This window comes from Ruminococcus sp. MCC718, assembly GCF_018783905.1.
Classification (GTDB): Bacteria; Bacillota; Clostridia; order Lachnospirales; family Lachnospiraceae; genus Hominisplanchenecus; species Hominisplanchenecus faecis.
The window spans coordinates 1-26,890 of record NZ_WQNP01000122.1; the positions used below are offsets into that span (position 1 = coordinate 1).

The window sequence follows — 26,890 nt, forward strand, 5'->3', positions numbered from 1 at the left end:
TCATTCCCATTACTGTCACGATATAATTCGTGCATGGAAAAATCCAGACCTAAAAAACGCTGCATCTCCTTTTCCTGTACCTGATCTTCGTACTGAAAAAGAATACTTGCATAGTATTTTCCCCCTGGTGTCTGGCTTACTGTCACAGATTTCAGCCTGTATCCATTCGGGACAGCCCTGTGCTGTTTTAATCTGACTTGTCCGATCTTAGGCAATTTCAAATATCCATTCGATATGGTTATGTTTCCATTGATGCAGATCGTTGAATAGCTGCTTTTATTACGCTTTTTGGATTTGAACCTTGGGAAACCTGTTTTTGGCTGTTTGAAAAAATTCTGGAACGCCGTATCAAGATGTCGGAGCGATTGTTGCAATGCGATACTGTCTACTTCCCGTAAAAATGCATATGCTTCCGTTTTCTTCATCTCAGCCATTTCTTTTGCACAGACAGTGTAGGTTACATTGGCTTTGTTTTCTTCATACTGCTTGATCTTTCTATCAAGCCAGTGGTTGTACACCATTCTCACACAGCCGAATGTCCTGGCAAACAAAATCTTCTGTGCATCATTGGGATATATTCTGAATTTATAGGCTCTGTTTGCCACGCGGTCACTTCCTTTTTCGTTCCTTTTCTCCCTGGCTTTCTATGTATTTTTTGAGCACTTCAATGGGTGCACCACCGGTTGTAAGCAGACAAAAACTCTGGCTCCAGAAACGTTCTTTCCACAACTTTTGCCGTATCTGTGGAAATTCCTTCTTAAGAAGTCTGCTGCTTGCACTTTTATATGCATTTATGAACTTGCTTATTTCCGTATTTGGGTGTGCCCTGAAAAGTATATGTACATGGTCTTTGTCGTGATTCCATTCTTCAAGAGTGATATTGTAATTTGGAGCAATATACTCAAAGATCTCTTTTGCCCTGCCAGAAACAGTATCATCAAAAACCTGTCTGCGGTACTTGACCACAAGTACAAGATGATAGTGCAGTAGGAATACCGAATGTGCATTATTATCCAAATTCATTGTATTTCAGCCTTTCTTTATGATTCGACTGAATATATTATACTATGATTAGAACACAATATCAAGAGGATAATGGCAGCAATTCATCTCCCACCTTAGAGGTCGGAGGTTTGCAAAAGAATAGTATTGCATGTGCAAATGAACCGCATTGTAAAACATGGTGTGCAAAATAATACAGCCATGATGAATCCAAAAACAAATCACTTTGACGTGGATTGTTTTCGACTCATCATGGCGTACTATTTTACATATAAGTTTTCTTAATGCCCATCTTCTTGCCCTTCGGACAAGAAGCATCCCTCGCTTTAAAAGGCTCGGTCAATTTTCCAGAAATTGCGACAATTCAGTTATCTCCTGTGCTTCTTGTTTCGAAAATCCTTTTTCAAGAAGTTTTTTGTATACACGGATTTTTTCTTCGTGGATTCCCTCATTTCTGCCTAACTTTCTTCCTTGTTTCACTCCCTGTTCCATTCCCTTTTCTATTCCCTTTTCCATTCCCATTTTTTCGAGTCTTTCCGCCACATCACACATACTATGCACTCCTCTCTCTTTCTGAAATATTGCTTGGTAGCGTTCATCCCCGGTCATTACCCGGAGCAATTTCAGTACTTCATCTATATGCCTGATTTCCGTTGGATCATCTGGGATATAATCCTTATGCTTTCTTTTTTGAACAAAGAAATTTGCCACGACTTTAAAATCACTGTGGAAACGGCTGATCTCCTCTTCTGTAAGCCATGCGATCTCAAATACTTTCATTTCATAATCATTGATGTACTCTTCCAGTCCTTCCGGGATTTTCATCAACCCTTTGATATTCTTTTTGCCATACCAGTGATGATCCGTACCGAAGTACAATACAATTGTCATGACCGGCAGGATCTCTTTTCTATTCTCCAATAGCTGACTGCGATATGCTGCACCATCATATCCGATAATACGGAACGGCATATATTTTTTCACATTGCTCTGGTTTTCGATCCCGCAGATCGCCAGTTCGACTTTTTTCTCTTTCCAGTATTTTATGACATCCCTCTCCAGTTCATGGACTTTTCCATCTTCTGCTTTATATTGAGAGTGGACTTTTGCATTTTCCAGAGATTCCGGCAGAATCCGCTGTTCTCCTTTAAAAATCAGTCCGTTTATGATATCTGCAAATACATCATTATAATCTTCCAGTAATTTCTCTGTAATATCTTTTTGTCCCATAGGCTGCTCCTTTGCTTTTTGTATGAATCCAGGCTAAATATACCTGAGACCCGGTGCACGGTTCTGGTCAGCTTTGCTGACATTTCCCTGCTACAAAACAGCCCTGGATACCGGGATTGTGAAACTCTTTGTCTAAGAAGCAATTTGCAAATATCAGTTGTCAAAAAGTTTTCTTAAGATATCACTTTTGTATTTTCAGCCGCTCTGTGCAGGTATGAAGTTTTTTTGGATTTTCCTGCCGAACGGCAATGAAAGTCAGATAGAATTAGATTTAAAACTATTTTGTGATTATTATACTTGAATAAGCGATCTTTGTCAATCCAAATCAGAGAAATATTTTTTTAATAATCTTCCGCTTCAGAGTCCCCATCATGGTGTACTATTTTACATATAAGTTTTCTTAATGCCCAACTTCATCTTGCTTTTTTCCCATCTTAGTCTTATATTATCCTTAACTACACCTTTCTCCCTTCTAAGATACGCTTGGGATTTTTCGACTTTCGAAAGGAGGATTTTTATGGGATTTTGGATTTTTATGTGCGTAACAGTTCTGCTGATTCCATTCCTGATGATCAGCTTTGGCGGACTTTTTTCCAGAAGTGCTCCAAAGGAAATCAATTCCGCTTTTGGCTACCGCACTTCCATGTCTATGAAAAATGCAGATACCTGGCAGTTTGCCCATCACTATTTTGGGAAAATCTGGCGTACCCTTGGCTGGATTCTGATCATACCTTCTGTCATTCCAATGCTTTTTGTAATTGGAAAAGGCAATGATCCGGTCGGCAATATGGGCCTGATTATCACCTTTTTACAGTTGATCCCGCTGATCCTTCCGATTTTCTTTACCGAAAAGGCTCTTCGGGCACATTTTGATCAAAATGGAAATCGCATTTTTTAGAAAGTCAGTCTCATCTGATTCCATACAACATTTCCATGTGCGGAATCAGAGACTCCTTCATTTACAAAACCAAATTTTGCATAATATGGAACCAGCCTGTCCTTACACGTAAGTACAAGACCTTTTCGTCCCTGCTTCTTCGCATCCTGGATTGCTCTGCAGATCAGTTCTCCCGCATATCCATGCCTGCGACAGGCAGGGATTGTATTTACGCCGAAAATCATCTGCCACGCTCCATACTCATTATGCAGCTCCGCTTTTTCATACATTTCATCCGTCAGATCTGCTTCATCCGTAACAAATCCATCCACAAAAGCGATCAGTTTCTCCCCCTCAAACATAAGCCAGAAATGATCACTATAATGTTGCAGCCTTTTTGCAAACTCTTCTCTGGTTGCTGCCTCTGCCGCCGGGAAACATTCTGCCTCCACAGCGGCTATCATTTCCAGATCATCCATTGTTGCTGTTCTTATCTTCAATTTTTTGTCCTTCCTCATCAAATGCACACTTTTTCTATCATGCACTGATGTTTCTTTGTTTGCAAGATAACCTAAGTGTATCAAATACGTGAACACATCATCTTTATTCACAAAACTGGTCATATCATTTTGGAAAGAAGATACGTCCACTTCTACCGATACGCCGGATAACATCTCAATAATTGCAGTCCTCAAACCATCAAAATCCATATTGATCAATGGCACAATCGTTTCATCTCTTCAAAATTTCTATCTTTGTTTTACGATTCCTTTTCACTCTTTTTTTGATTTTAACATTGCCACACTTAAAGTGCAAGGAAAGCCAGAACGATCAAATATATAATCAGAAAAAACAAGTATTAATTCCTCATTTTTTAGTCAATCTGGTGTTTTTTGTTCCCTTTCTCGTCTCGTAACATCACTTATTATGCAACGCGATTCCCTTGTTTTCTTTTTATGCATACGTATACATTTATGCATAAAGCGTTTATTTTTATGCATAAATACCATTATATGTGATGTTTTATTTAGAAAGCACCCATTTATTTCTCTTGCAATATTTCCTTTTTTACTGCAAAATATACTTTGGATAGCCTGCATCTCCTTATATGCAGCGTATATCCGACGGTTTACAGGCTGTAAACAGCATTCCTGTAATAATTATATGTCTGTTTTGGGTCAGATATGAAGCTTTTCTCAATACTCATATTCCCGAAAAACCTTGATTTTCCGGCATTTTTTGCAATATGAAATCGTTCCCACATTATTTCATTTTCTTATGTGCAATATATTGGAAATCCATATTTAAGCCTCTAAAACGGACATTTTAACGGAAACTTGTAACCAGAAATCTGTTTCTTTTTTACCGTAGCAGATTTCCTCTTTACTGTTTTTTTCAAAGGAAGGTGTTGCATATGAAATTAACAATGTTAGGAACCGGAAACGCACTTGTAACCGAATGTTACAATACCTGTTTTGTCCTGGAAGAAAATGAAAAATATTTTATGGTGGACGGCGGTGGCGGCAGCGCCATTCTTCATCAGTTAAAACACGCCGGTTTTAACTGGATGGATATGCGCGAAATCTTTATCACCCACAAACACATCGACCATCTGACCGGTATCATCTGGATGATCCGCATGATCTGTCAGAATATGAACAGTGGCAAATATGAAGGAGAAGCCACTATTTATGGTCACGCAGAAGTTATTTCCCTGCTCCATAACCTGGCCGAACAGCTCCTCCCAAAGAAACAGACTCGTTTTATCGGTGACAGGCTACATCTGATCTGTGTTTCCGACGCTGAAACTCGCACTATCAACGACCGAAATGTGACCTTTTTCGATATCGGATCCACCAAAGCAAAGCAATTTGGCTTTTCTATGGAACTGAACAGTGGCAAAAAGCTCGTCTGTTGCGGCGATGAGCCTTATAACGACTGTGAAAAGCCTTACGTAGAAGGCTGCGAATGGCTCCTGCACGAAGCTTTCTGCCTCTACTCTGAAAGAGACCTTTTCAACCCTTACGAGAAGCACCATTCAACCGTAAAAGACGCCTGTGAACTTGCCCAGAAGCTTCATGTTCCGAACCTTGTTTCTCTATCACACAGAGGACAAAAACATCCAGAACCGTAAAGAACTGTATTCAGTCGAAGGAGAATCTTATTTTTCCGGCAATCTTTACATTCCGAATGATCTTGAATCCATCAAAATTGTATAATTTTTAGCAATAACTATTGGGTTTTATCTGATTTTTTAATTTAAATATATAAGGATGCCCTGGCATTCTTGTTGCGGACACTAAATTTTATTAATAAACGAGGCAAATAATGAAAACAAAAACAAACTATTTAAACATCCTGAAAGAAACTTTTATTCTGACGGTTGCTGTCGCGATCATTGCCGCTGCAGTTTACTTTTTTCTTGTTCCAAGCCATACCTCCGTCAGCAGTATTTCCGGGCTTGGTATTGTACTGACAAACTTTATTCCGCTCCCTCTGTCTGCGATCAGTATGATCCTGAACATTACTCTCCTGATCATCGGTTTTTTCACCTGCGGCAGGGAATTTGGCGTTAAAACCGTTTATACCAGCATTATGCTTCCATTCTTCCTCTGGCTCTTTGAAATGATCCTGCCAGATTTTGGCTCCATGACAAACAGTCAGGAACTGGATGTGCTCTGCTATATTCTCGTTGTCAGTGTCGGATTAAGCATCCTTTTTAACCGCAATGCTTCTTCTGGCGGATTGGATATTATTGCAAAAATATTGAATAAATATGCACATATAGATTTAGGAAAAGCCATGTCTCTTTCCGGAATGTGTGTTGCACTTTCTGCCGCACTTGTCTACGATAAGAAGACCGTAGTGCTCAGTATCCTCGGAACTTATTTCAACGGTATGGTTCTTGACCACTTTATTTTCGACCATAACATCAAGCGTCGTGTCTGCATTATTACAAAAAAAGAAGAAGAACTTCGTAATTTTATCATTCACGATCTGCACAGCGGAGCTACCATTTATGAATCCATCGGAGCTTACAACATGCAAAAGAGAAACGAGATCATTACCATCGTGGACAAATCTGAATATCAGAAACTTATGAACTATATTACAAAAGAAGATCCGCAGGCATTCGTTACCGTTTACAACGTATCCAGCATGCGATACCAGCCAAAACTGTAATCCGAAATTCCCTGTTTCAGGTCAGAAATGTTCGATTCTTTGAATACCTGACCTCTGATTTCAAATGTCCTCTTTACTTTTTAACTTACCTATGCTATTATTTTTATTGGCATATGCCAATAAAAGGAGAAAAACTTATGCCAAAATGTAGAAAAAGAAGGATTTGCAGAGAACCTGATTATGTGATTTTTCAGTCTGAAAACGGACTGGACGATGTAACTACACTGACAGTAGACGAATACGAAGCCATACGGCAAATTGATATGGAAGGTCTGAGCCAGGAAGAATGTGCAAAAAAGATGTGTGTTGCACGTACAACTGCACAGTTGATTTATAATTCCGCACGAAAAAAAATTGCCGAAAGCATTGTCCTTGGAAAATCCATCCGCATCGAGGGTGGAAATTACATTTTATGTGATGGAAGTCCATGCTGTGAAAACTGCTGTAAATCCACGCAGCCAGTAAATTATATGCAGAAAAAGGGAGAAAATGTCATGAGAATTGCTGTAACATACGAAAACGGAGAAGTATTCCAGCATTTTGGAAGAACAGAAAATTTTAAAATTTATGAAGTGGAAAACAATAAAATCGTAAGCAGCCAGGTAATGGGCTCAAATGGTATTGGACACGGTGCTCTTGCCGGACTTCTTTCCGGTAACCAGATTGATGTACTGATCTGCGGAGGCATCGGCGGCGGTGCTCAGGTAGCTCTCGCAAATGCCGGCATCACCTTATGTTCCGGTGCATCCGGAGACACGGACAAAGCAGTCGAAGCTTACCTGCGTGGCGAGCTGACCTCTGCCGGTGCTACATGCAGCCACCACAGTCGCGAAGAAGGACACGCCTGTGGAAATCACGGCTGTGGTCACCACTGATCATTAACATTCAAGAATACCTCTGACTGATCGCAGAGGCAGAAGTCATTTCACATCCGATATACAAAGAGAGCATATAAGCAAAGCATTTTCTTTTTTAGCTTATATGCTCTTTTTATTTTTCTTCTGTGCACTTCCACAATCTGTCAAATCTATATCAGACAGGGGATTGCATTTCATCACCCTGACACAAATTTGTTACCAGCGGAGCATTTGTTTCAGTCGGCTGGCTGACCTGACCCGAATCGTGTTCTAAATCTCACGCGTATCCGTCCAAATTAGCTTATCCGAAATTATGTTTCACGTGAAACTAACACATATCAATAAATCTTTCTCTTTCCAGCACATCTTTCTTTCCATAAACTTTCGTATACAGTGTATTGCGAATCATTCTGTACTCTTCTTCGTCAATTTTTCTCTCTGTGCTCATCAGAAAAAGCGGTATCTCTTTACGCCCTTCACCCATGGATGGCTGAATGTATGGATAATCATTAAAGAAGAATCCATTTCTCTCGTAAAACCTAACTCTCCTTACTGCTATTTCTTCTGTCGGAGGTTCTACTTCCAGAATGATCATTTTTTCTGCGTCTTCTGTCAATGCTTTTAGCATCCTGCTTCCTACGCCTCCATTTCTCAATACCGGATTGACTGCGAAATGTTCCACGTAAATAAAAGTTTCAAACTTCCATGCTGCAAAAAATGCTTTGATTTCCCGGAACTCTGGATTTTTTTCTATCAAAATCTGATACTCTGGATTTCGAAACAGTTCCTTCTGTTTCTGATAATCTCTGTATTCGTCTTTCGGAAAACTTTCTTCCATCAAGGTATACACCTGGTCAAAATCTTTTATTTCCATTTTTTTCAACATATATTTTTCTCCTTCGTTGTTAAAACAACCGATTTCTTTTCATTTTTCCATTATATTTACAAACGTCACGTGCAGTACCAGGAAGACCTGCCTCAGTAGATACTTTTACTCACATGACAAACACAATACAAGCATTATACAAAAGAGAATAACTTTTTTCAAATGATATTGAGATAAGAATACGAAGCAGGCATCGCCCGTACAGAGCATATCTCAATCGGAGATTGTACTCCCACTGAGAAAGACTTTATTACTCACCACTTGCAGAAGTGGGAGTCTTCTCGACTGAGATAAATAAAAGACAGTTTGGACTGTCATCTTAAAGGAGGATTTCATTTATGAATCAAACTATGTTTTGCTATCAGTGTCAGGAAACCGCAGGATGCACCGGATGTACCAGAGTCGGAGTCTGTGGAAAGAAACCAGATCTGGCCGCCATGCAGGATCTTCTGGTATTTGTAACAAAAGGTCTGTCCGCAGTAACCACACAGCTTCGGGCAGAAGGCGTTGAGATCAGTACTGACATCAATCACCTGATCACCTTAAACCTCTTTGTCACAATAACAAATGCAAATTTTGATAAAGATGCGATTGTTTCACGTATCCACACTTCGCTCGAAGTGAAAAGAAACCTTATCAAACAGCTCTCCACATCTTCTTCTCTTCCATCTGCAGCCCTCTGGGATGGCACTGAAGACAGTTTTGAAGAAAAAGCTGCAGAAGTAGGTGTATTGTCTACAAAAGACGAAGATATCCGTTCCCTGCGTGAGTTGATTACTTATGGATTAAAAGGATTATCTGCTTACTCCAAACACGCCAATGCCCTTCTGCACGATGATGAAAACGTGGATGCTTTTCTTCAGAAGGCTCTGGCTGCAACGCTTGATGATTCTTTAGGTGCAGAGGAACTGGTTGCCCTGGCTCTGGAAGTCGGCAAATATGGTGTGGATGGCATGGCTCTCCTCGACAAAGCCAACACAGAAACTTATGGTAATCCGGAAATTACCAAAGTCAATATCGGCGTCAGAAACAACCCTGCCATTCTCGTATCCGGTCATGATTTGAAAGACCTGGAAATGCTGCTGGAACAGACTCAGGGAACTGGCGTAGATGTCTATACACACTCCGAAATGCTTCCGGCACACTACTACCCGGCTTTTAAAAAATATCAAAACTTTGTAGGAAATTATGGGAATGCATGGTGGAAACAGAAAGATGAATTTGAAGCTTTCCACGGTCCGATCCTGATGACAACCAACTGTATCGTTCCGCCAAAAGACAGCTATAAAGACCGTTTATACACAACCGGTGCAGCCGGATATCCTGGCTGTCAGCATATTGGAGATATTTCAGCAGAAAACGGCAGTGCTTCTGCTGTGAACAAAGATTTCACTGTGATCATCGAACACGCAAAAAAATGTGCCCCACCTGCTCAGATTGAAGAAGGGGAAATTATCGGCGGATTTGCACATGCACAAGTACTGGCTCTTGCTGATCAGATTGTAGCTGCCGTAAAATCCGGTTCCATCAAAAAATTCGTAGTAATGGCAGGCTGCGACGGACGTGCAAAGAGCCGTAACTATTACAGCGACTTTGCGAAAGCTCTTCCAAAAGACACTGTCATCCTCACTGCCGGCTGTGCAAAATATAAATATAATAAACTGAATCTTGGAGATATCAACGGAATCCCTCGCGTTTTAGATGCCGGTCAGTGCAATGATTCTTACTCCCTGGCTGTGATCGCATTGAAATTAAAAGAAGTATTTGGGCTTGACGATATCAATGAACTGCCAATCATCTACAATATCGCATGGTACGAACAGAAAGCAGTTATTGTACTGCTCTCCCTCCTGTATCTTGGAGTGAAAAATATTCACCTCGGACCGACACTCCCTGCATTTCTCAGTCCAAATGTAGCAAAAGTACTTATGGAAAACTTCGGAATCGCCGGAATAGATACTGTAGAAAATGACATGAAACTTTTCTTTGAAAAATAATTTTTTCGTTTCACGTGAAACACAGAGTACTTTAGAAATCAAATATTTTAATGTTTCACGTGAAACCACCTACACGGGAATACCGCTTTCAATCTCACACAAAATATCCGAAAGAATTCCAAAGGATAAAAATGCCAGAATAATTTGAAAATGATTATTCTGGCATTTTTATCAATTCAAGTCGAATTCATATGCGACCTGGCATACTATGCACTCAAGCTTAACCCCGCAAACAAATCTCCCATGCAAAACTGCAGTGGCTCCGCTGAAATTGCAAGTTCTTTCTCGTAGTTACGAATCTGGTAATCTGGATCAGATTCCAGCATCTCAATTAATTTTGCGGTATTGATTGCATCATCCAAACCATCGTGTAACCTGCCGCAAGGCTGCATATCGCAAAGCATCAGAGCTTCACTTAAAGAGATTGCCCTGGAAAATCCGCTTCGTTTTACAAATGCATCCTGATAATCAATCCAACGCTTTGGCTGCATGAAATTTTGGATTTGCTCATCTTCTATCTGTTTACTTTTTATTTCCCTTCTCAGTTGAGCAAAGTCACACTCACTCCACGCAAAAACTTTATACTCCCTGTCTCCAAGCCAATTCGTCAGATGTTTCAGGGCTTCCTCAAGTAATGGTGCATTTTTTATCTGAACATTCTGAATACCTGTCAAATTGCTGATATAGTGATCCAATACTCCATATTCCGGATGCACATACTGTCTTAATGTCGCAATCTGCCTGAAATCTTCATTCAATAAAACTGTCCCAATTTCAATGATCTCTGTTGCATATTTATACATTTTGTTTCGATACATTTTTGGTACTTTGCACATTTCCAGATCAATCACTACATAGTTCATATGAATGCCCTCCATCGAAATAGTTTTTTGCTTTTTATCTTTTGCTATCATGATTTTACATGATTCAGCCGCTCTTTCTGTATTTCTAATGGTATTGTCGAAACAACCTTTCACTCTCCTCTTTCATCTGCTCAACCACTTGTGGCGGCGAAAGAATTTCTATGCTGTCCCCGAGAGAAAACACCCAGCCTAAAAACTGTCTGCTGACATATACGCAGACCGGAACGATAAAATGACCTTTATCCTCAGGAATAATCATCACATCTTTTCCAAAACGATCAATCATCACTCCCACCAACGTATCTCTAATTTTTAATTTTACTAGCTGTTCTTTTCCCCCATACATTCCAAAACTCTTTTTTGCATAATCAGCCATGTCAAGCTGCTGAAAATGCTGTTCACCTTCCCTCTTTTCTTCTGACACCTGGATATGTAGCATCTTATCCACCCGATAATGCTTTATTTTTTCTGCTTCAGAATCATAACCTACGAGATAATAGTTTTGTCCTTCCCACGAAAGCCCCCACGGACTGATATGATAATACTTTCCGCCATGTCGCAATTTCATTTCTTTCTTTTCCGTCCATTGAAAATATTGAAACTTAATTTTTCGATTTTCAGATATTGCATTGTGAATAGCATCTACCGTATAGTAGATACTTTCATTCATCGTTTTAATTCTCCCGGAAACATAAACCTGTCTTTGCAGTGTCATTGCCTCATATTTGCTGACCATTTTCTCTATTTTCTTAATCAGTGCATTGCTTTTTCTCTCTGTAATAAATTTCGATGACTGAATTGCATCTACCAGAAGTTTCAGTTCTGCAAGTTCAAAAGGGCGATTTACAACATGGTACTGATAATATTTTCCTGTCTTTTCCCCCTGAACTTCTATGCCCATCTGTTCCAGATCTTTCAGATCACTGTAAATACTTTTTCTTTCTGCTGTTATTCCATATTTTTTCAGCTCAACCATAATTTCCGGCATTGTCATATAATGGCTGTCATCTGTATTCTCCTGCATAATCTGTGCAAGTCTGTACAATTTAAACTTTTGATTTGTACCTTTAGGCATATACCTTTCTCCCTTTTTCATTGTTGAAATCAGTATAACATATAGAGTGAAAACGTTGTGAAACTCTTTTAATTCTATTTAACCGGCTCTTCGCTTTTCTCGATTTCTTTATTTTGCTGCTGATACTCCAGCAGACTTTTTTTACAGATTTTGCAGATAACACCTGCATTTGTCAGCATAACAACTTTCGCTGTTGCTTTCTTTCCAATCTTATCATATAAACGACCTGCACTCATACTTTCTCCGATTACTGTATATGTACTGTTTGCCACATAACCAATCAATCCAAGTCCTTCTTTTTTTACCATAATTGCTTCTTTATCATATTTATTATCCGGTTCCTTTTCCAGATATAATTTCATACCCTTTTCCAGAAAATCCATTCCATAATGATACTTCGTACCCGTCAACGTAAAATAGACTTTTTTGATTTTTTTCTCATTCTCCATTCCCCATACCTTCCTTTCCACGTCTTCTATACTTCATTATACAGTACAACATGTCCAATAAAAAGTACAGTTGTTTTCTCTTCGTCTTCTCTTTTCTATAAAACAACCACATTTTGCGTTTCACATCGCTATGTTTCACGTGAAACTAAATATATAAAAAGCACAGTGACGATATTCAAGTCGAACGCACGTGAGACTTGGCACGCGATTCTGGTCAGCTTTGCTGACATTTACCTAACAGAATCGCTGTGCATTCTACACTTCGTTCCGGTCGGCACAAAACCATTGTCCACTGGACAATGTGTGCCCTCGCGGAGCGTTTATCTTAGTCGGAGATTGAACTCTCACTAAGACAAATTTGTTGCTCGCCACTTTATAGAAGTGGGAGTCTTCTTCGACTAAGATAAATTTCCATCACTGTGCTTCTGTCCCTTTCATCTCAGCTTTTATACCTCGGCAAGAAAGAGCTTTCCGCTTCAGCAATCCCCGGCAAGCCAGGAGTTTTTGGAAATGTGCAAAATGAACGAATTCCCAAGAAGGCACTTTTACGTGCCCTTCGGGGAATTCGTTCATTTACACATTAAGAAAACCTCCGCCGCAATTTTTTAAATCAAAATCCCTTCGAGATGATCCATCTCATGCTGACAGATCTGTGCCGGCCATCCGCTGAGTTTCATCTTCTGCTTTTTCCAGTCCATATCATAGTACTCTACTTCTATGTTTTCGTATCGTGTTGTTTTTCTCACACCTGTAAGCGAAAGACATCCTTCTTCTGTTTCATATGGAGTATCTTTTCGCAGCATTACCGGATTAAACATCACAACATCAACCAGCCCTATATTTACAATGATCACTCTCTTTTTGATTCCGATCATATTTGCTGCCATTCCCACGCAGCCGGCACGGTTGACTTCCAGTGTATCCTGAAGATCTTTCCCTACAGAAATATCCGACTTTGTTGCCGGCTCGGATTTCTGTCCCAGAAAGAAAATATCTTTTACGATTGTTCTGACCATTTTTTATCCATCCTTTTTCGTAATAACCGCTTATAACATTCTTTTACTGTTACATACAAAAAAATCCGGCTAAGTTCTTTCGTTAAACTCTTTTCTCAACCGGATTTTTTCACGTGAACCATGTTTTTACAGTCCATTTTTATACATATCATTGATCACTGCCTGTGCGTGCTCCAGTTCCTTCTTTTGTATGATTGCTTCCCGGTCACTCAGGATTGCCAGCATTTCATCTACTAAATCTTCAATCCTTGGATTTGTCACGCGGTACAGATAACCTAACATCCTGGTCGCCGTATAGTCTGTGTTCATATTTTTGTAGGCTATCTCCGCACAAAGTTCTTTGGGGTAACCTTTGCTTAATAATACTTTGTAAAGCTGTTTCGTCTGCTCCGATGTCCTGCCGAGATATGTTTCCAGTTCTTTTTTCAGATACTCGTATCTCTGCCTTTTCTCTTCTTTCTGGAAATGTACCTCGCGGAACTGCTCCGGATTCTCTCTGTAATCAAGAATTTCATCGCCAAACTGTTCGCTTGTCAGATCAAAGCAACAATCCCCCACCACATTATAACAATGATAATTTCCGCCCGGTCTGAGAATCCCATACACTTTTCCGCCAAAGATATCCTGTGCCAGAAATGCCGTAATAGAACATTGTCCTAATGTTTGATTCTCTTTGCTCCATCTTTCCCTCATTCTCGGTGCACAGGTATCCGCACACCAAATTTCTGATAATATATCATATAATTCTTTTGGATTTTTTATTTTTTCATATGTTTTTGAAGTTGCCGGAACATCTGCCTGTTCCCAGCCGTAAAACTGATATTTCTTCATGTCCCTTTCCCCTCCAACTCAATTTTGCTGTATATTTATGCAATATTTCCATCCATAACACACCCCACAACACCTGCATACACTATATCTCTCATAACCGATTCCTGAACTCCCACGTTTGCTTTTTGCAGAGCTTTTCCAAAACTATTTTAAAAATCATACCGTACTACCGCACAGTTTTTCACTCCGAAAGCAGCGTATTCTTCGTTTGTCATATCGTAGAAATAGGACTGCACCACTCTCGCAATTCCATTGTGTGCCACAAGAATATAGGTTTTTTCGTCCGATTCCTGTTTGATCTCATCCAGCAGATTATAGATCCGCTGTGCCAGATGCAGAGTAGATTCTCCTCCTTCGTGGCTGCACGCGAAACATTCTTTTGCTTTCTTAAATGCTTCGCCGTTTCTTGCGGTAGCTTCCCACTTTCCAAAACGCTGTTCTGTCAGACGCGGCTCGACTCTTGCCGGTATTCCGGTGATCTCCGAAATATGTCTGGCAGTATCCGCCGCTCTGATCAGCGGAGAATATAAAATCTCATCTGCCTTAATGCCTTCTGCCAGAATCTTTCTTCCGGTTTCGATCGCCTGCTGATGTCCGAATTCTGTCAGTGCAATGTCGGTCGCACCGCAGATTTTATTTTCCACATTCCAGATGGTCTGTCCATGTCGTACAAAATAAAAATGTCCCATATCTCAGATATTATGCCCTTTCTGTTTCTATATTGCTTTTTTATTTCTCCAGCTTGTCTCTGTACAGAGATGCATTTTCATGTTCTTTTGCTCTCTCTTCTATGATATTGTTTTTATTTCTCCAGATACTTTTGCAGCACTGCTGTCAGTACCTTCATATCGACCGGTTTTGCGACGTGGTCATTCATACCGGCTTCCATTGCTTTCTTTCTGTCTTCTGCAAATGCATTTGCTGTCAGGGCGATGATCGGTATGCTCTGTGCATCCGGTCTTGACAGACCTCGGATTCTGCGAGTTGCCGTGTAACCGTCCATGATCGGCATCATAACGTCCATAAGAATGCAGTCATATTCATCCCAGTCGGATTCTTTAAATGCCTCTACAACCTGTTTTCCGTTTTCCACAAGCACCGTGTCCGCTCCCATATCATCCAGCAGGAATATCAGAATTTCTGCATTTAAGGTATTATCTTCTGCTGCCAGGATCTTTTTCCCAGCCAGACTGAAGTCCTGCTGGTTTGCCGCCACTTTTTCTTCCCGGTATTCTTTATCTGTTTTAAATGTCAACGTCCAGGTAAAGGTAGTTCCGACTCCTTTTTTGCTCTCGACCCGGATTTCGCCGCCCATCTGATCTACAATCCGCTTCACGATAGAAAGTTCAAGTTCGGTTCCCCTAAACTCACTGCGGTCTTTTCCGTATTCCTGCGAGAATGGATCAAACATATTTTTCTGAAAATCATCACTCATGCCGATTCCGGTATCTTTTACCATAAATCTGCAGGTAACGTAATCTTCTGTCTGATTTACGACTTCCGCCGTTGCTATGATCTTTCCGTTTGGCTTATTGTATTTGATCGCATTGCTGATGATATTCATGGCGATCTGGCGGATATGCAGTTCACTTGTCAGAACCCTCGGCGGGTTAAAGTTTTCAAGCCCCGGCGTTTCCAGTTCGATCCCATGTTCTGCCGCTCTTGTCTCCATGATATCCCTACAGTTTTCCAGCATTTCCCGCAGATACACGGATTCTTCCGCAAAATACATTTCCCCCGAATCCAGTTTGCTCATATCCAGAACATCATTGATCAGCGACAGCAGATACTCCGACGCCACGCGGATCTTTTTATGATATTTTCTTACCGCCTCCGGATTGTCCAGACATTTATCCGAAATATCCAGCATACCGATGATACCATTCATCGGCGTGCGGATATCGTGGGACATTCTGGTCAGAAATTCGCTTTTCGCCTGATTCGCCATTTCCAGTTCCATATTCTTTTTATGCATTTGTTTCGCGTGAAACATCATGGAACATGCAACCACAATAAATGCAGTCAGTCCGGAAAACAGCAGCATCGTCTGGATCGGATGCATCCGTACATAGCCTCGCAGCGATGTTTTATACAAGTGCATATTTCCTTCTTCCAGAAATGTTGTTTTCTGCAGATCCGACAGGCTGTAAATATAGTCATTCACAAGCCTTATAAACTGCAGATTGCTTTCTCTTGCGATCGCAATACAGATATTCTGTGCACTTCCCGAGATCAGGCCGGTAACCAGTGTGCTGTAAGTATCATACATATAATATTCCAGGGCTGAACGGTCTCCGACTGCATAATCTGCTCTTCCGTTTGTGACCGCTTCCATGCACTGTACGATATTATCACACTTTATCACTTCCTGAAATTCCGTTGTATCTACCAGGCTTTCCATTCCTTTTTCAATCGCAACCGTTTTGTGGCTGCTGTTCTCCGAACGATGCAGATAAGCCAGATTGGACTCCATAATAGACTTGCTTCGCACAAATCCAAGACGTGCACAGTATTCTGAATCAAAAGAAAGACCGATCATCAGGTCATAAGATTCTTCTTTTAATTTCTGTTCAGCCTCATCGCGGCTCTGGCAGAATGTATAATTGATCGAAACTCCGGTCTCTTCTGCAAAACTATTCAGGATTTCCACCATCATTCCTGCCGGTTTTCCCTCTTTCTGATAAACATAAGGAGCATCTCGCTCCACACACAGCACTTCCAGCGTATCCATCGATTTCAGATAGTCTTTCTGCTGCTGTGTCGGTGCGAAAACATATCTTGTATTGCGGAAATATTTATCAAACAGTACATCCGGAAGGCTCGGCTGCACCTGCTTGATGATGCTGATCGCCTCATCCACTTCTTTCAGCAGATCCTCGTCCTCAGATGCAAAATAATACGGCCTTGGTGCAAATCTCTCTATAATCCTGGTTCCGGAAATCGGATCAAGAGAAACATTTGAGATCACTTCCTGATTTCTTGTTTTTGCCTGTTCCCACAGTCCTACTTTCAGCGGCACAACAGAAGCAGCGTTATCCTCACGCAGATTTCCGGTTTCCAGTGCACAGAGAGCGTTGTATAAACCGTGCCGTAATCCTGTTCCGGAAAATTATAAATCTCTTCTGTATATTCATTCTTTAGGAGCAGTCCCAGCAGATCCACCTTGCCGGCTTCCAGATCATTTAATGCATTTCGATTATACTCCCTTTAAAGCAAAAAAGCCATTTTTTTCAACGAAACGCAGCAAGAAAGACAAAAAAGAATCCCCGTCAATGACGAGGATATCTTCAATGCTTGTATTCAGCAATCTGCTCAGGATCACGAAGTTGTCCAGGCTTGGAAGCGACTTGCCCGACAGCCATTTGTATACCGCCTGCGGCGTTTCAAATCCCATCGCCCCCTGGATATCTTTTACCTTGTATCCGTGATCCTGCAACAGCTGTTTGATTCTTTTTCCGGTTTCTTCCTGCTTAATCGACAAACAAATTGGATTCATACACTGCCTCCTTTTCAGACATCCGGCATCTGCCCGCTATTTTCCAATACTTTTTCTCAGGATCCGATACACGATCCCCAGCTCTGCCAGATACAAAAGATTATTTTCCAGAGTTCCTGTAAAAAACGGAAGGTTATTTCCCCAGAAATAATTTCCATCCGGAAATGCCATTTCTGCCACAAAATAGGTTCCTGCGAGAGCAAAATGTACAAAAGCGGTAATGGAAATCACTTCATCACAGACATTACCTTTTTTATTTGCATATCTCCATGCTCTCCAGATAAACCAGATAATACTCAGGACTGCTGCCACAACCAGACAGTATCCGATCAGTCCGAATTTTTCCCAGATCAGGATATTCGGCAGTGATCCACGCTCCGCCATCCACTTCAGGAAATAGCTCCCGTTCGCTTTGTTGTATTTCAGGATTGACAGTTCATGATGGAAGCTGCACACAAATCCTGCCGTGGCAAAGAGCACCGCCCGGACTTTCCGGACCAGCGGAGCTGTATAAACAGTCAACGTAAAAACAGCCACTGTTATACACACAACTCTTACCACAAATCCGGAAAACAGATAAGAGAACATCATCACCAGGATCATAGCCCCGGTAATGATACACGGAAAATGCTTTCCCAAAAAGCCTTCATCCGGCTTTGTCGGACTCTTTTTCTTCATCCTTCTTGCTCTTCTTCCGGTTAAACTTTTTTCCCTCTCTTTCTGTTCTCTTTCTTTTCGAAACAGTGCCCGGTTTCTTCTTTCAAATGCCGCCAGCACAAATGCTGTCAGAAGCATCAGTACAAGTTCAACCGTGCTTTCTGCCCTGTAGTCATTCAGAAACAGATTTCTCAGTGTTGCCTCGAATTCTTTTTCAATCATCGGTTTTCTCTGGAAAAGATGCACCACAGAAAACACAAGATACAGCGGCGGTGCACATCTGAAAAAAATACGGTAACCGACGATCCCGATGATCAGTGCCACAACCAGACCGGCGATCACGGATATCATCCACCAGACTTCTTTCCCATCAAAAATCCCATTGTCATATCTCCAGAATGTAGCATAACCGATCATGGTCAAAGTTGCAAGACATAACAGTAAATCCTGTCTTCTCCATACTCTTTTGCAGAACTGTTCTGTTTTTCTGTAAACCCATACAAAAAACCATTTAATGATCAGAAAAATTTTCTTTATACTATTTATCACGACTCTTACCTTTCTGTTCATCGAAAACAGGTTCCTCTCTGAAGAACATTCCTTTGTACAGATGCAAATTCTTATAACCGTTTGCGAACATATCGTATTCTGCTGTTCCGATCAATGTCTCCAGCATTGCAGCCGCTCCTCTGGCTCCCATATCGTGTTCTTCCATACGATCCAGAATCTCCTCCACAAGATCCTCATCGTAAGTCAACGTTTTTCCGTTTCTTTTGAGCCACTTCTGTTTCTTACCAAATACTCCATGTTCCTTATCCACCAGAATCTGACGCAGCTGAGCTCTTGACAGCCGGTCCATATGTACAATGTAAGGCACCCTTCCGAGAAACTGCTTTGAAACACCGATCTCTTCCAGTTCTTCCCGAAGATCATATCCGGTCATGCTGTTCTCTTTCTCCTTTGCGGATGCATTTACTGCAAAACCAATACCGTGTTCTTCCCGCTTTTTCTTTCTGCTGTTTTCAAGCTCCTCAAAAGCACCTGCCATGATGAACAGGATTTTACTGGTATCGACACTTCCATAGTTCTGGGTTCCGGCAATCGCAGTCAGCAGCTGAGCTGTCACAATGGCATTGCAGTCTTCACCATTACTGTCTGTGTTTGACATACCGATGATCTTATCCATTTCGTCAAGAAAAATAATTCCCAGCGGCATCTGTAAGCCATTCTCACCTTTCTTCATCTTTTGTCTTGCCATTCTTTCATATTTTGAGAAAACATTGGAAATGTCATCCCCGCTGAAGCCATTCGGTGTCATATCAGAGGCACAATAATTAAAAAAGCACAGATCTTTCAATTCCGGCATTTCCTCAAGCAGCTGAAACATAAAGGTCTTTCCGGAACCGGTAGGTCCTTCCAGAAGGATCGGATTTCGATCCTTTCCTTCACTAATAACAAATTTATGCACGCTCATTGCCACGATCTTTTTAGCCTCTTCCTGACCACGCATACCACTGCTGTCAAAATGTTCTTTCACTTTCACTGCCAGTGGAATATTGTCTGCCGGACTCTCTTTTAAGCTTTTTTTCCTTTCAGAAAGCTCAATAAGCTTATCTTTTCTGGCTTTGTTCACTGCTCTCCAGGCCATTTCGGTACGTCTTTTGTATTCCGGCCTCTGCAATGGTCTTTCCTGCATATTAAAAATGCGGTACATCGTCATTGCAATACAAAGCAGTTCATCACAGCATTCTCTTAGACGTTTTTCATACAATGTATCGATCATGTCAATTACCTGTGGATTCAATCCTTCACACTCTTTCAAATGCTGGAACTTTCCGTTTTCGATCAGTTTTTTTACTTCCTGCAAGTAACGACAGGTTGTTTTGTCTGCCTCATCCAGAAAGCTCATATACCGAAAAAGCAGTACTGCCACCTCATCTGAAATGGCAGTTCTCGCAAAGAACTCCGCCGGCATTTTATCTGCAAGTGATGCTCTTCCGCTTTCATAAGCTTCCTTGTACTGTTTCCGGAATTCTTCCCCTGACACCTTAAAAATCTTTTCTGACATATGACTTCCCGCCTTTCCGTTTCTACCCTGTTCGTGTTATTCTTTTCAGTGACTTCCCGGAGCTGCGTCATCAGAAAGCCACCGATCTGAAAGAAAATATGTTTTATTCTCTTTCCATCTTCTATTATAATTTATAAATAACATTTCGAAAAAAGGGGGAGTTTTCTGGGCGTTTTTCTGTTATTTTGTTTTCTGCAAGTGTATCACAAAATCTGTTATTTTAAAATCATAACTTCCTTTTTTCTTTTTCTCATATACCGCACTTGTCGAAAAATATCTCGACTTTGACACCGCCGGAAGCCTAACACTCCCTGTCGCCGGGACATACCCCAGCTTATCCATGATAAACTTGGCGATCCTTCCGACATTCTGGCGATATAGTGGTGCATTTGGATCATTTTTCGTTGCTGTCACCGGGAAACTGGAATTTTCATCAAACTTCTCTTCCAGCTCCCGTGCAATTAAGGTAAGCACCGGCAGTCCCATGTCCGATGCAAGTTTCATTCTGTAGATCATATCCGCCCGGAACATATAATCCGCAATCTGATCTACTCCGGTCTTTTCTCCGTTTTTATCGAGCATGTGTGTTTTGAATAAAAATTCATCTTTCATTTCCATATGCAGCCTTCTTTCATTTGATTTTTTCATCTGATCCGTTTTACTTCACATATACATCCAGTTGATTTAATCAATATATCATATACGCTTAATAAATTCAAGTATATGCCTGTTCCCGTGAAACAAAAGATCCTCAAAAATCAACTGACTGGGGAGGCGTTGCAAATGTAACGGTCAGCGGCAACGCATAAACTTTGGCTCAAAAGGAGCCTGAAGCAAATAGCTTCAGGCTCCTTTTTATACACATTTTACCCTTGCAAGTATATCCCATTGCCCTGCATGCGGCAGGGATTCCCTTTAAATTTCACTGAGATTATTTTGTTGTTTTTCTTCTGATCCAGGCTCCAAGCAGAATCATCCATGCTCCGAGAAATGCCAGGATATTTCCGAAAACATTCGCACTGTCCGCCGTATTTGCGGCCTTTACAGTGCTGCCCGCAGTTGTCGCTGAAGTTCCGGAAGCAGTAGTTGTGATGCCTGACTTCTGACTGCCATTTCCATTGTTATTTTGCGGATTGTTCTGGTTGTTGTTATTATTGTTTTTGTTATTGTTTTTATTGTTGTTGTTGTTCTTGTTATTGTCTTTATTACCGTTCTGCTTATTATCATCTTTCTTTGTGTTATCATCCGTTTCTGGTTCCTGATCATTTCCGCCTCCATTATCAGGCTTATCTGTCTCCTGATATACCAACGCATAATCGGCATAATCTTCTGCTTCAAAGGTAATGGTTTTTGCTTTTGCATCATAAGTGCCGTTTAATGCTTCCACATTTCCATTCTTGCTACACAGAATAAAATAAGTACGGTCTTTCTTACTGTTCTGATTCTGAAGACTTTCCGGAATCTGTAGGATAAGCTTTATTTTACCGTTCTGCGAAATCACAGTTCCCTGATCTGTCGTACCGTTTTCGGTCATATACTTTTTCAGACTGAGTTTAAAGCAGGTTCCCGGTGTATAACCTTTTTCTGCTGCTTTTTTCTGTATCTGCGTTCTGGATTCTTCACCAAGCGAAGATTCATTCTGAATGTGAAGCAGCAGTTCCATTGATGCCCCGTTTGCTGTCCGTGTCAGCTCATCTGCTGTAATATCACCGGCATCCACCAGTTTCTCAATGAATTCTGCCTCGCTTGTTACAAGTGCTGCTTGTGCTGTGTCCTTGTCCTGTTCAATCTTCACAGAAAAAGTACCATGCCCTATCTGTACTTTACCGTCTTTATCTTTTGTGATCTGGCTCATTTTCACCGGTGCAACTACATAAGTCCATTCTCTGCTTCCGGTGAAATTTGTTCCTTCTTTTGCTGTGATCGTCATCGTATAGACACCGGCTTCTGCTGCCTGATTTCCGCTCACTTCATAATCATCCTTTGGAACTTCCAGATTTCCTGCCGTCACTTTTGAGATTTCCTGTTTCTGCTGCTGTCCAGTATATTTCAATGCATCTGCCAGTTTTACATCTGCATCTGCGATTGATTTTGCCGCAATCTTGATATGCAGAACTTCCAAACCGATCAGATCATTATGATTGCTGTCACCTGCGATTTTATAAGATACATCATAGGTTCCTGCATGTACTGCGGACGGGATTTTTTCTGTCCACTCGCCATCGCCCAGTTTGTAGAGCAAAGTGCCACTCTTTGCAGAACCGGCCGTGATCAGTTCCTGTTCTTTTCCGTCATACACCAGATCTGTTTTTGCCTGCGGCATGCCAGTCAGTTCAAAATCTGCTTTCCGAATGACAAAAGTAACGGTTGTCTCTGCCGGAAGCTTATAATTTGCATTATCAATCGCAGCTGCCTGGGCTGTATAAGTGCCTGCCTCCGTCTGTCCTCCGGTTACTGTAATATTACAGGTATCACCTTCTGCCAGACCTTTTGCGGCTGCTATCGGTAATTTTTCCGTTCCATCATAAATAACTTCGGTATTCGTCCATTCTATTCCGATTTCTTTCTGAGAAACATTTACATCAAAATGTTGTTCTTCTGTCTCTCCGTGTCCTTCTCCTCTTACCGCTTTATAATATACTGTATATGTTCCGGCATTGACGGCAATCGGCACTTCCTCTTTCCATTCACCGTCATTTACCTTGTACATGATCTTGCCTTCCAGAGTTTCTCCTGGTGTTGCCAGTTTCTGTGCTTTTCCGTTATATTTCAAACCAGTTATGGCAGTCGGTGCAGTCACCGCAGCATGGTCCACCGTTAACTCATATTCTGCACTTGCGGCCTTATAAAGATCTGTCTGTGCGGCATGGATGAGGATTTTGACCTTTCCAGGCTTCTTTGCGGTAATTTCTCCCGTTGCAGCATCTACGGATGCAATATCCGGATCACTGCTTTCATAGGAAACCGTACCCTGTGCCTGCACCGGGCGTGCAGCAAGCTTCTCTGTGCAATACGCACTACGTGCACTGCAGTCTGTCGTGATCGTCTGTTCCATACGCTCTACGGCCGGATAACGCAGTGTAAACGTAAAGGTTTCACCGTCTGCACTGAGTCCCTGTCCGTCTTTTACCAAAATCTCTGCATCCTTATTCAGGTTTGTATCCGAATCCGTGTCCGGATAGGTGTCCAGATCTTTCCAGGAATACACTTTGATATCCTGTGCACGGAAAGTCTCATCAAAATGTTTGCTCTCGACGCCCGTTCCGTCGCTGCTCCAGACCTTCAACGTGATCGTCAGTTCCGGTACATCACCGGCTGCCCATTTTGATCCTGCCGCATGACTGTATCCGCTCCATACTGCTGTTTTTACAGAACAGTCCTCATTTCGCATTGTTGCATAAGAATCTTCTACTGCCTCACCGATAAACGGCTCATTTGCAATCAGCAGTTTTCCGCCGGATGTCACACGCTGCGTAATGGTAATATATGTGCCATTGTACTGTTTTGAAACTTTCATCTGGAACTTATCATTCTGAGTGTCTGCCAGTTTAAGTTTTGACAGAATCGTATCTTTATTATTCTCGCTGATTTCCAGTACTTTCTTTCCTTTTACCGGCTCGGTCTGTATCGTGATCGGATTGGTGATTGTCGCTGTTCCATCAATGCGGCTGATCCTGTTTTTCTCCGGAATCAGGATATTTTTACCGTCAGCAATGAATTTTTCTGTCTGAAATTTGCCAGAAAATGTAACATTTTTAAATTCCAGATTCTGTGATGCTGTCAGTCTCCCGCTTAAGTTGGAATCTTCCACCTGAACATTCGCAATATTCTGATCGGTAGACTGAATACTTCCGCTGCTGTTTTTTATGGTCAGTGTTTCGTTTGTCCCGTATCCCGTTGCCGTCAGATTTGAAAGATTCACGGAATCCAGTGTCACACGAAGATTATCGGCATTCAGAGCCAATGTCGGTGCAAACGAATACTGTTTAGCATCCTCACTTTTTATCGTCACATTTTTATCGATCACCGTATAACTGCTGTAATCACCGAGCAGTACGATCGTTCCGTTTTCTGTGAGATTGTTCATTGCACCGGTTATGGTTTTCATGGAAGTTTCTTTTGTATCACCCAGATTGTTGTTATTTCCATTTGCAGGATCTACATAAATGACATCATACTGCTTTTTCTGAACAGTTCCCCTAGCATCCAAACTGCCCGGATAACTGTTGGTACTGGTCCGCATAATATATGGTTTTTTCGGGGACACCGTCAGTTTCAATGTTCCGGATTTCGTCAGCATCGGACTGGACGCACCATTATAAATATCATAACTTCCATTGTTCCATTTATAAGTAAATGCTTTGGAAAGGTCTACGCCATCTATGATATTGGTGAAAATCGGTGTGATCGTATCTCCTGTCTGCATAGAATCCGGCAGACTGACTGTCGGTGTTACAGACAAATCCTTCAGAAGATTGATCCGATAGCCTGTGCCGGTAATCATAGCATCCTGTACGGCTCCATAGCTGATATAAGTTTGTTCTGTTGTCTGAGAAAACGTTCCGCTTCCTTTTACCGATGCTGTAAAGAAACATTCGCCCCTTGCAGACGTTACCTGAATGTCACCCTGATTGGTGATCGTACCGGCTACCACCGCTTTTGACATAAAATCAAATGGGCTGATCTGGAAAACCGCTCCGTTCTCAATCAGCATGTCCGTTATACGGAACGTATCCTGATAAGCACTCCATTTGAAAACAGCCCCATTCTTAATGACAATCTTCTTATCTGTTTCCACTTCATATGTATAAGTAAAACTTCCTTCAATGTTGATTGTCTGAACTGCATCATTTTTCAGAGCTGCCCTCAGCTCATTTTGCGTCGTAACGCTTATCTCCGCCGCATTTTGCAGTGCAATACCCTGTTTCTTATTTGCAGAAGCTGCTGCCTTGTTTTTCGCTTTCTGCTTTGCTGCTTCGTTTTTCTTCTGTGTTTCTGTTTCTTTTTGTATTTTAGTTTCTTTTTGTACTTCTGTTACTTTTTGTGTTTCAGTTCCTTTGCTTACTGTTTCTTTCTTCGTTTCTGAAATTTCAGATTCCTTATTTTTCTGTGTGCCTGAAGTTTCGGATGCTTTGTTTTTGTCTGTATTTGCTGTTTCAGGTTCTTTAATTTTTCCTGTCTCTGCTGCTGCAGTTTCTTTCGTCTGTTTTGTTTCTGTTGTCTCGGATTCCTTATTTTTCTTCGTCTCTGTTGTCTCAGATTCTTTTGCTTTCTTTATTTCCGTCTCTTTACTTTTCTCTGATTTTACTGTTTCGGATTCTTTCTCTTTTTTTGCTCCCGGTATTTCTGTTTCTTTAGTTTTCTCTGTATTTACCGCTTCAGATTCTTTGCTCTTCTTTGTCTCTGTCTTTTCCGATTCTTTGCTTTTATTTGCTATATGGTTTGCTGTTTCGGTTACTGCTGCCTTTGTCAACATCGGTGTCGGTGTTGTTCCAAGCAACAGACACGCCGTAACTCCCATACTCATTATCTTCAACATTCGTTTTTTCATACTTTTTCGCCCCTTTGCCAGCTTATCGTAAAATCTGCATTCTCTGATTTTATTATAGCATATATGATTTTTATATAGAACTAGCCAAACGGTTAGTATTTCAGTATAAAATGCCAGTATTGATGATAACGTTCACGGCGGATGTACTTACCGGTCTCTTTATCCTTTTCATCCTCATCCAGGTCTTTGACTGCACTGACTGTCAGATAACCATCTTTCAGCTCTGCCCTAACTTCCTCTTTCTTGAATCCCGACAGATCGATTTCCAGTTCTTTTCTCCAAAAATACCAGGCATCAACATAAGTCATTTCTCCATAAAATCATGAATGTAATGTGTAACCAACGAAGAATAATTTTCATCATTTATTTTGAGAACACTGCATCATTTCTGGAAAGAAGGTACACACAATACTGGTTCATGCTGATTCCTTCTCTCTGAGAATGTTCTGCCAGTGATCTGTGCAGGCTTCTCGGAATTCTCAATTTAAACTGTCCAGAATAGTCTTCCAAACTGTCTGGTTCATGAATTTCTACCCCTTCTTCTAATGCTGCTTCAAGCCATGTTTTTTTTTGCATCCAGTGCATTTGCTACTGCACTCTCCACTGTTTCACCACAAGTAATGCAACCAGGCAAATCTGGATAAGAAACTACAAATCCGCCTTCATCTTTGTCTTCCACAATTTCCATACGATAGGACATTGCCATATAATCATTCAGCGTCTTCATCATTCTTCGCCTCACTTTCTACAATCTGCCTTACCATTTCTACATATACTTTCTACTACAATATATTTATGGTTAATATCCCTTACAGCCAGTAAGGAATTATCCATCTTGTTGCTTAAGCTGTA

23 protein-coding genes and 2 pseudogenes are annotated in these 26,890 nt (G+C 41.2%); 5 read left to right on the top strand and 20 right to left on the bottom strand.

Annotated elements, in window-relative coordinates; genetic code table 11:
* The 3 genes from GPK60_RS10790 to GPK60_RS10800 all read right to left on the bottom strand — a co-directional run.
* Window positions 1-605: RNA-guided endonuclease TnpB family protein (locus GPK60_RS10790; protein WP_215660017.1), on the bottom strand; the 605-nt coding region annotated here is incomplete at its 3' end.
* Window positions 606-609: 4 nt separating this feature from the next.
* Entirely contained in the window at window positions 610-1,023 is a 414-nt protein-coding gene (tnpA, locus tag GPK60_RS10795) for an IS200/IS605 family transposase (protein WP_173898641.1), read from the bottom strand.
* A gap of 318 nt (window positions 1,024-1,341) precedes the next feature.
* Window positions 1,342-2,232 carry an Rpn family recombination-promoting nuclease/putative transposase gene (locus tag GPK60_RS10800; protein ID WP_215660021.1) on the bottom strand — a complete coding sequence of 297 codons (891 nt, stop codon included), beginning with the start codon at window positions 2,230-2,232 and terminating at the stop codon, window positions 1,342-1,344.
* A 517-nt stretch (window positions 2,233-2,749) separates the two neighbouring features.
* Between GPK60_RS10800 and GPK60_RS10805 the strand changes: the two genes are divergently transcribed.
* Complete coding sequence (locus GPK60_RS10805) at window positions 2,750-3,130, top strand: SdpI family protein (protein WP_173897683.1); 381 nt, start codon at window positions 2,750-2,752, stop codon at window positions 3,128-3,130.
* On the opposite strand, the gene GPK60_RS10810 is transcribed toward GPK60_RS10805, so the two are convergent.
* Entirely contained in the window at window positions 3,127-3,609 is a 483-nt protein-coding gene (locus tag GPK60_RS10810) for a GNAT family N-acetyltransferase (protein WP_173897682.1), read from the bottom strand. The genes GPK60_RS10805 and GPK60_RS10810 overlap by 4 nt on opposite strands.
* 914 nt (window positions 3,610-4,523) lie before the next feature.
* Between GPK60_RS10810 and GPK60_RS10815 the strand changes: the two genes are divergently transcribed.
* The 3 genes from GPK60_RS10815 to GPK60_RS10825 all read left to right on the top strand — a co-directional run bounded on the left by GPK60_RS10815 (window position 4,524) and on the right by GPK60_RS10825 (window position 7,167).
* Window positions 4,524-5,243 (top strand): MBL fold metallo-hydrolase, encoded by a 720-nt coding sequence (locus GPK60_RS10815; protein WP_346727765.1) that lies wholly within the window; start codon window positions 4,524-4,526, stop codon window positions 5,241-5,243.
* Between the two features lie 194 nt (window positions 5,244-5,437).
* Window positions 5,438-6,292 (top strand): YitT family protein, encoded by an 855-nt coding sequence (locus tag GPK60_RS10820; RefSeq protein WP_215660024.1) that lies wholly within the window; start codon window positions 5,438-5,440, stop codon window positions 6,290-6,292.
* A gap of 137 nt (window positions 6,293-6,429) precedes the next feature.
* Entirely contained in the window at window positions 6,430-7,167 is a 738-nt protein-coding gene (locus GPK60_RS10825; protein ID WP_215660028.1) for a NifB/NifX family molybdenum-iron cluster-binding protein, read from the top strand.
* A gap of 310 nt (window positions 7,168-7,477) precedes the next feature.
* Here GPK60_RS10825 and GPK60_RS10830 read toward each other — a convergent pair whose 3' ends face one another.
* Window positions 7,478-8,035: a GNAT family N-acetyltransferase gene (locus tag GPK60_RS10830; protein WP_215660031.1), complete on the bottom strand. Its 558-nt coding sequence runs from the start codon at window positions 8,033-8,035 to the stop codon at window positions 7,478-7,480.
* 338 nt (window positions 8,036-8,373) lie between these two features.
* Here GPK60_RS10830 and hcp point away from each other — a divergent pair, with 338 nt between their 5' ends.
* Window positions 8,374-10,032 carry a hydroxylamine reductase gene (gene hcp, locus GPK60_RS10835; protein ID WP_022118049.1) on the top strand — a complete coding sequence of 553 codons (1,659 nt, stop codon included), beginning with the start codon at window positions 8,374-8,376 and terminating at the stop codon, window positions 10,030-10,032.
* 206 nt (window positions 10,033-10,238) lie between these two features.
* On the opposite strand, the gene GPK60_RS10840 is transcribed toward hcp, so the two are convergent.
* From GPK60_RS10840 to GPK60_RS10915, 15 genes and pseudogenes are all read right to left on the bottom strand, one after another.
* On the bottom strand, window positions 10,239-10,895 hold the full coding sequence (locus GPK60_RS10840; RefSeq protein ID WP_147632368.1) for a 3'-5' exonuclease: 657 nt from the start codon (window positions 10,893-10,895) through the stop codon (window positions 10,239-10,241).
* Window positions 10,896-10,980: 85 nt separating this feature from the next.
* On the bottom strand, window positions 10,981-11,970 hold the full coding sequence (locus tag GPK60_RS10845; RefSeq protein WP_173866796.1) for a WYL domain-containing protein: 990 nt from the start codon (window positions 11,968-11,970) through the stop codon (window positions 10,981-10,983).
* A 74-nt stretch (window positions 11,971-12,044) separates the two neighbouring features.
* Window positions 12,045-12,419, bottom strand: a complete 375-nt coding sequence (locus tag GPK60_RS10850) for an HIRAN domain-containing protein (protein ID WP_252191379.1) — start codon at window positions 12,417-12,419, stop codon at window positions 12,045-12,047.
* A 605-nt stretch (window positions 12,420-13,024) separates the two neighbouring features.
* On the bottom strand, window positions 13,025-13,435 hold the full coding sequence (locus tag GPK60_RS10855; RefSeq protein WP_147632366.1) for a peptide deformylase: 411 nt from the start codon (window positions 13,433-13,435) through the stop codon (window positions 13,025-13,027).
* A 126-nt stretch (window positions 13,436-13,561) separates the two neighbouring features.
* Entirely contained in the window at window positions 13,562-14,266 is a 705-nt protein-coding gene (locus tag GPK60_RS15700; protein ID WP_346727766.1) for a hypothetical protein, read from the bottom strand.
* 149 nt (window positions 14,267-14,415) lie between these two features.
* Window positions 14,416-14,955 (bottom strand): histidine phosphatase family protein, encoded by a 540-nt coding sequence (locus GPK60_RS10870; RefSeq protein ID WP_022118276.1) that lies wholly within the window; start codon window positions 14,953-14,955, stop codon window positions 14,416-14,418.
* Window positions 14,956-15,068: 113 nt separating this feature from the next.
* The gene (locus GPK60_RS10875; protein ID WP_173897677.1) at window positions 15,069-17,285 is read right to left on the bottom strand and encodes a response regulator; all 2,217 of its coding nucleotides are present in this window, start codon (window positions 17,283-17,285) and stop codon (window positions 15,069-15,071) included.
* Window positions 17,276-17,428: a hypothetical protein gene (locus GPK60_RS10880; RefSeq protein WP_173897676.1), complete on the bottom strand. Its 153-nt coding sequence runs from the start codon at window positions 17,426-17,428 to the stop codon at window positions 17,276-17,278. Before GPK60_RS10880 ends, GPK60_RS10875 begins: the two co-directional genes overlap by 10 nt.
* Window positions 17,429-17,462: 34 nt before the next feature.
* A complete protein-coding gene (locus tag GPK60_RS10885) occupies window positions 17,463-17,762 on the bottom strand; it encodes a helix-turn-helix transcriptional regulator (protein WP_173897675.1) in 300 nt (99 codons plus the stop codon).
* A 36-nt stretch (window positions 17,763-17,798) separates the two neighbouring features.
* Window positions 17,799-18,989, bottom strand: coding sequence for a hypothetical protein (locus GPK60_RS10890; protein ID WP_215660033.1), 1,191 nt, complete (start codon window positions 18,987-18,989; stop codon window positions 17,799-17,801).
* The gene (locus GPK60_RS10895; RefSeq protein WP_215660036.1) at window positions 18,958-20,487 is read right to left on the bottom strand and encodes an AAA family ATPase; all 1,530 of its coding nucleotides are present in this window, start codon (window positions 20,485-20,487) and stop codon (window positions 18,958-18,960) included. The genes GPK60_RS10890 and GPK60_RS10895 overlap by 32 nt, the downstream gene beginning before the upstream one ends.
* 180 nt (window positions 20,488-20,667) lie before the next feature.
* Window positions 20,668-21,105 (bottom strand): hypothetical protein, encoded by a 438-nt coding sequence (locus GPK60_RS10900; protein ID WP_022118271.1) that lies wholly within the window; start codon window positions 21,103-21,105, stop codon window positions 20,668-20,670.
* 313 nt (window positions 21,106-21,418) lie between these two features.
* Window positions 21,419-26,038, bottom strand: coding sequence for a hypothetical protein (locus GPK60_RS10905; RefSeq protein WP_215660039.1), 4,620 nt, complete (start codon window positions 26,036-26,038; stop codon window positions 21,419-21,421).
* Window positions 26,039-26,163: 125 nt separating this feature from the next.
* Window positions 26,164-26,310, bottom strand: a pseudogene (locus tag GPK60_RS10910) (Hsp20 family protein); the annotation flags it as partial.
* 91 nt (window positions 26,311-26,401) lie between these two features.
* Window positions 26,402-26,765 (bottom strand): annotated as a pseudogene (locus tag GPK60_RS10915) (type II toxin-antitoxin system HicB family antitoxin).
* Between the last annotated feature and the right edge of the window lie 125 nt (window positions 26,766-26,890).

What these genes read in the sequence shown, in the direction of transcription:
- GPK60_RS10900 (WP_022118271.1), bottom strand. Translation starts at nt 21,105, where the DNA reads ATGGAAATGAAAGATGAATTTTTATTCAAAACACACATGCTCGATAAA.
- GPK60_RS10905 (WP_215660039.1), bottom strand. Translation starts at nt 26,038, where the DNA reads ATGAAAAAACGAATGTTGAAGATAATGAGTATGGGAGTTACGGCGTGT.
- GPK60_RS10825 (WP_215660028.1), top strand. Translation starts at nt 6,430, where the DNA reads ATGCCAAAATGTAGAAAAAGAAGGATTTGCAGAGAACCTGATTATGTG.
- tnpA (WP_173898641.1), bottom strand. Translation starts at nt 1,023, where the DNA reads ATGAATTTGGATAATAATGCACATTCGGTATTCCTACTGCACTATCAT.
- GPK60_RS10820 (WP_215660024.1), top strand. Translation starts at nt 5,438, where the DNA reads ATGAAAACAAAAACAAACTATTTAAACATCCTGAAAGAAACTTTTATT.
- GPK60_RS10845 (WP_173866796.1), bottom strand. Translation starts at nt 11,970, where the DNA reads ATGCCTAAAGGTACAAATCAAAAGTTTAAATTGTACAGACTTGCACAG.
- GPK60_RS10800 (WP_215660021.1), bottom strand. Translation starts at nt 2,232, where the DNA reads ATGGGACAAAAAGATATTACAGAGAAATTACTGGAAGATTATAATGAT.
- GPK60_RS10850 (WP_252191379.1), bottom strand. Translation starts at nt 12,419, where the DNA reads ATGGAGAATGAGAAAAAAATCAAAAAAGTCTATTTTACGTTGACGGGT.
- GPK60_RS10855 (WP_147632366.1), bottom strand. Translation starts at nt 13,435, where the DNA reads ATGGTCAGAACAATCGTAAAAGATATTTTCTTTCTGGGACAGAAATCC.
- GPK60_RS10815 (WP_346727765.1), top strand. Translation starts at nt 4,524, where the DNA reads ATGAAATTAACAATGTTAGGAACCGGAAACGCACTTGTAACCGAATGT.
- GPK60_RS10870 (WP_022118276.1), bottom strand. Translation starts at nt 14,955, where the DNA reads ATGGGACATTTTTATTTTGTACGACATGGACAGACCATCTGGAATGTG.
- GPK60_RS10895 (WP_215660036.1), bottom strand. Translation starts at nt 20,487, where the DNA reads ATGTCAGAAAAGATTTTTAAGGTGTCAGGGGAAGAATTCCGGAAACAG.
- GPK60_RS10840 (WP_147632368.1), bottom strand. Translation starts at nt 10,895, where the DNA reads ATGAACTATGTAGTGATTGATCTGGAAATGTGCAAAGTACCAAAAATG.
- GPK60_RS10890 (WP_215660033.1), bottom strand. Translation starts at nt 18,989, where the DNA reads ATGAACAGAAAGGTAAGAGTCGTGATAAATAGTATAAAGAAAATTTTT.
- hcp (WP_022118049.1), top strand. Translation starts at nt 8,374, where the DNA reads ATGAATCAAACTATGTTTTGCTATCAGTGTCAGGAAACCGCAGGATGC.
- GPK60_RS10885 (WP_173897675.1), bottom strand. Translation starts at nt 17,762, where the DNA reads ATGAATCCAATTTGTTTGTCGATTAAGCAGGAAGAAACCGGAAAAAGA.
- GPK60_RS10805 (WP_173897683.1), top strand. Translation starts at nt 2,750, where the DNA reads ATGGGATTTTGGATTTTTATGTGCGTAACAGTTCTGCTGATTCCATTC.
- GPK60_RS10830 (WP_215660031.1), bottom strand. Translation starts at nt 8,035, where the DNA reads ATGTTGAAAAAAATGGAAATAAAAGATTTTGACCAGGTGTATACCTTG.
- GPK60_RS15700 (WP_346727766.1), bottom strand. Translation starts at nt 14,266, where the DNA reads ATGAAGAAATATCAGTTTTACGGCTGGGAACAGGCAGATGTTCCGGCA.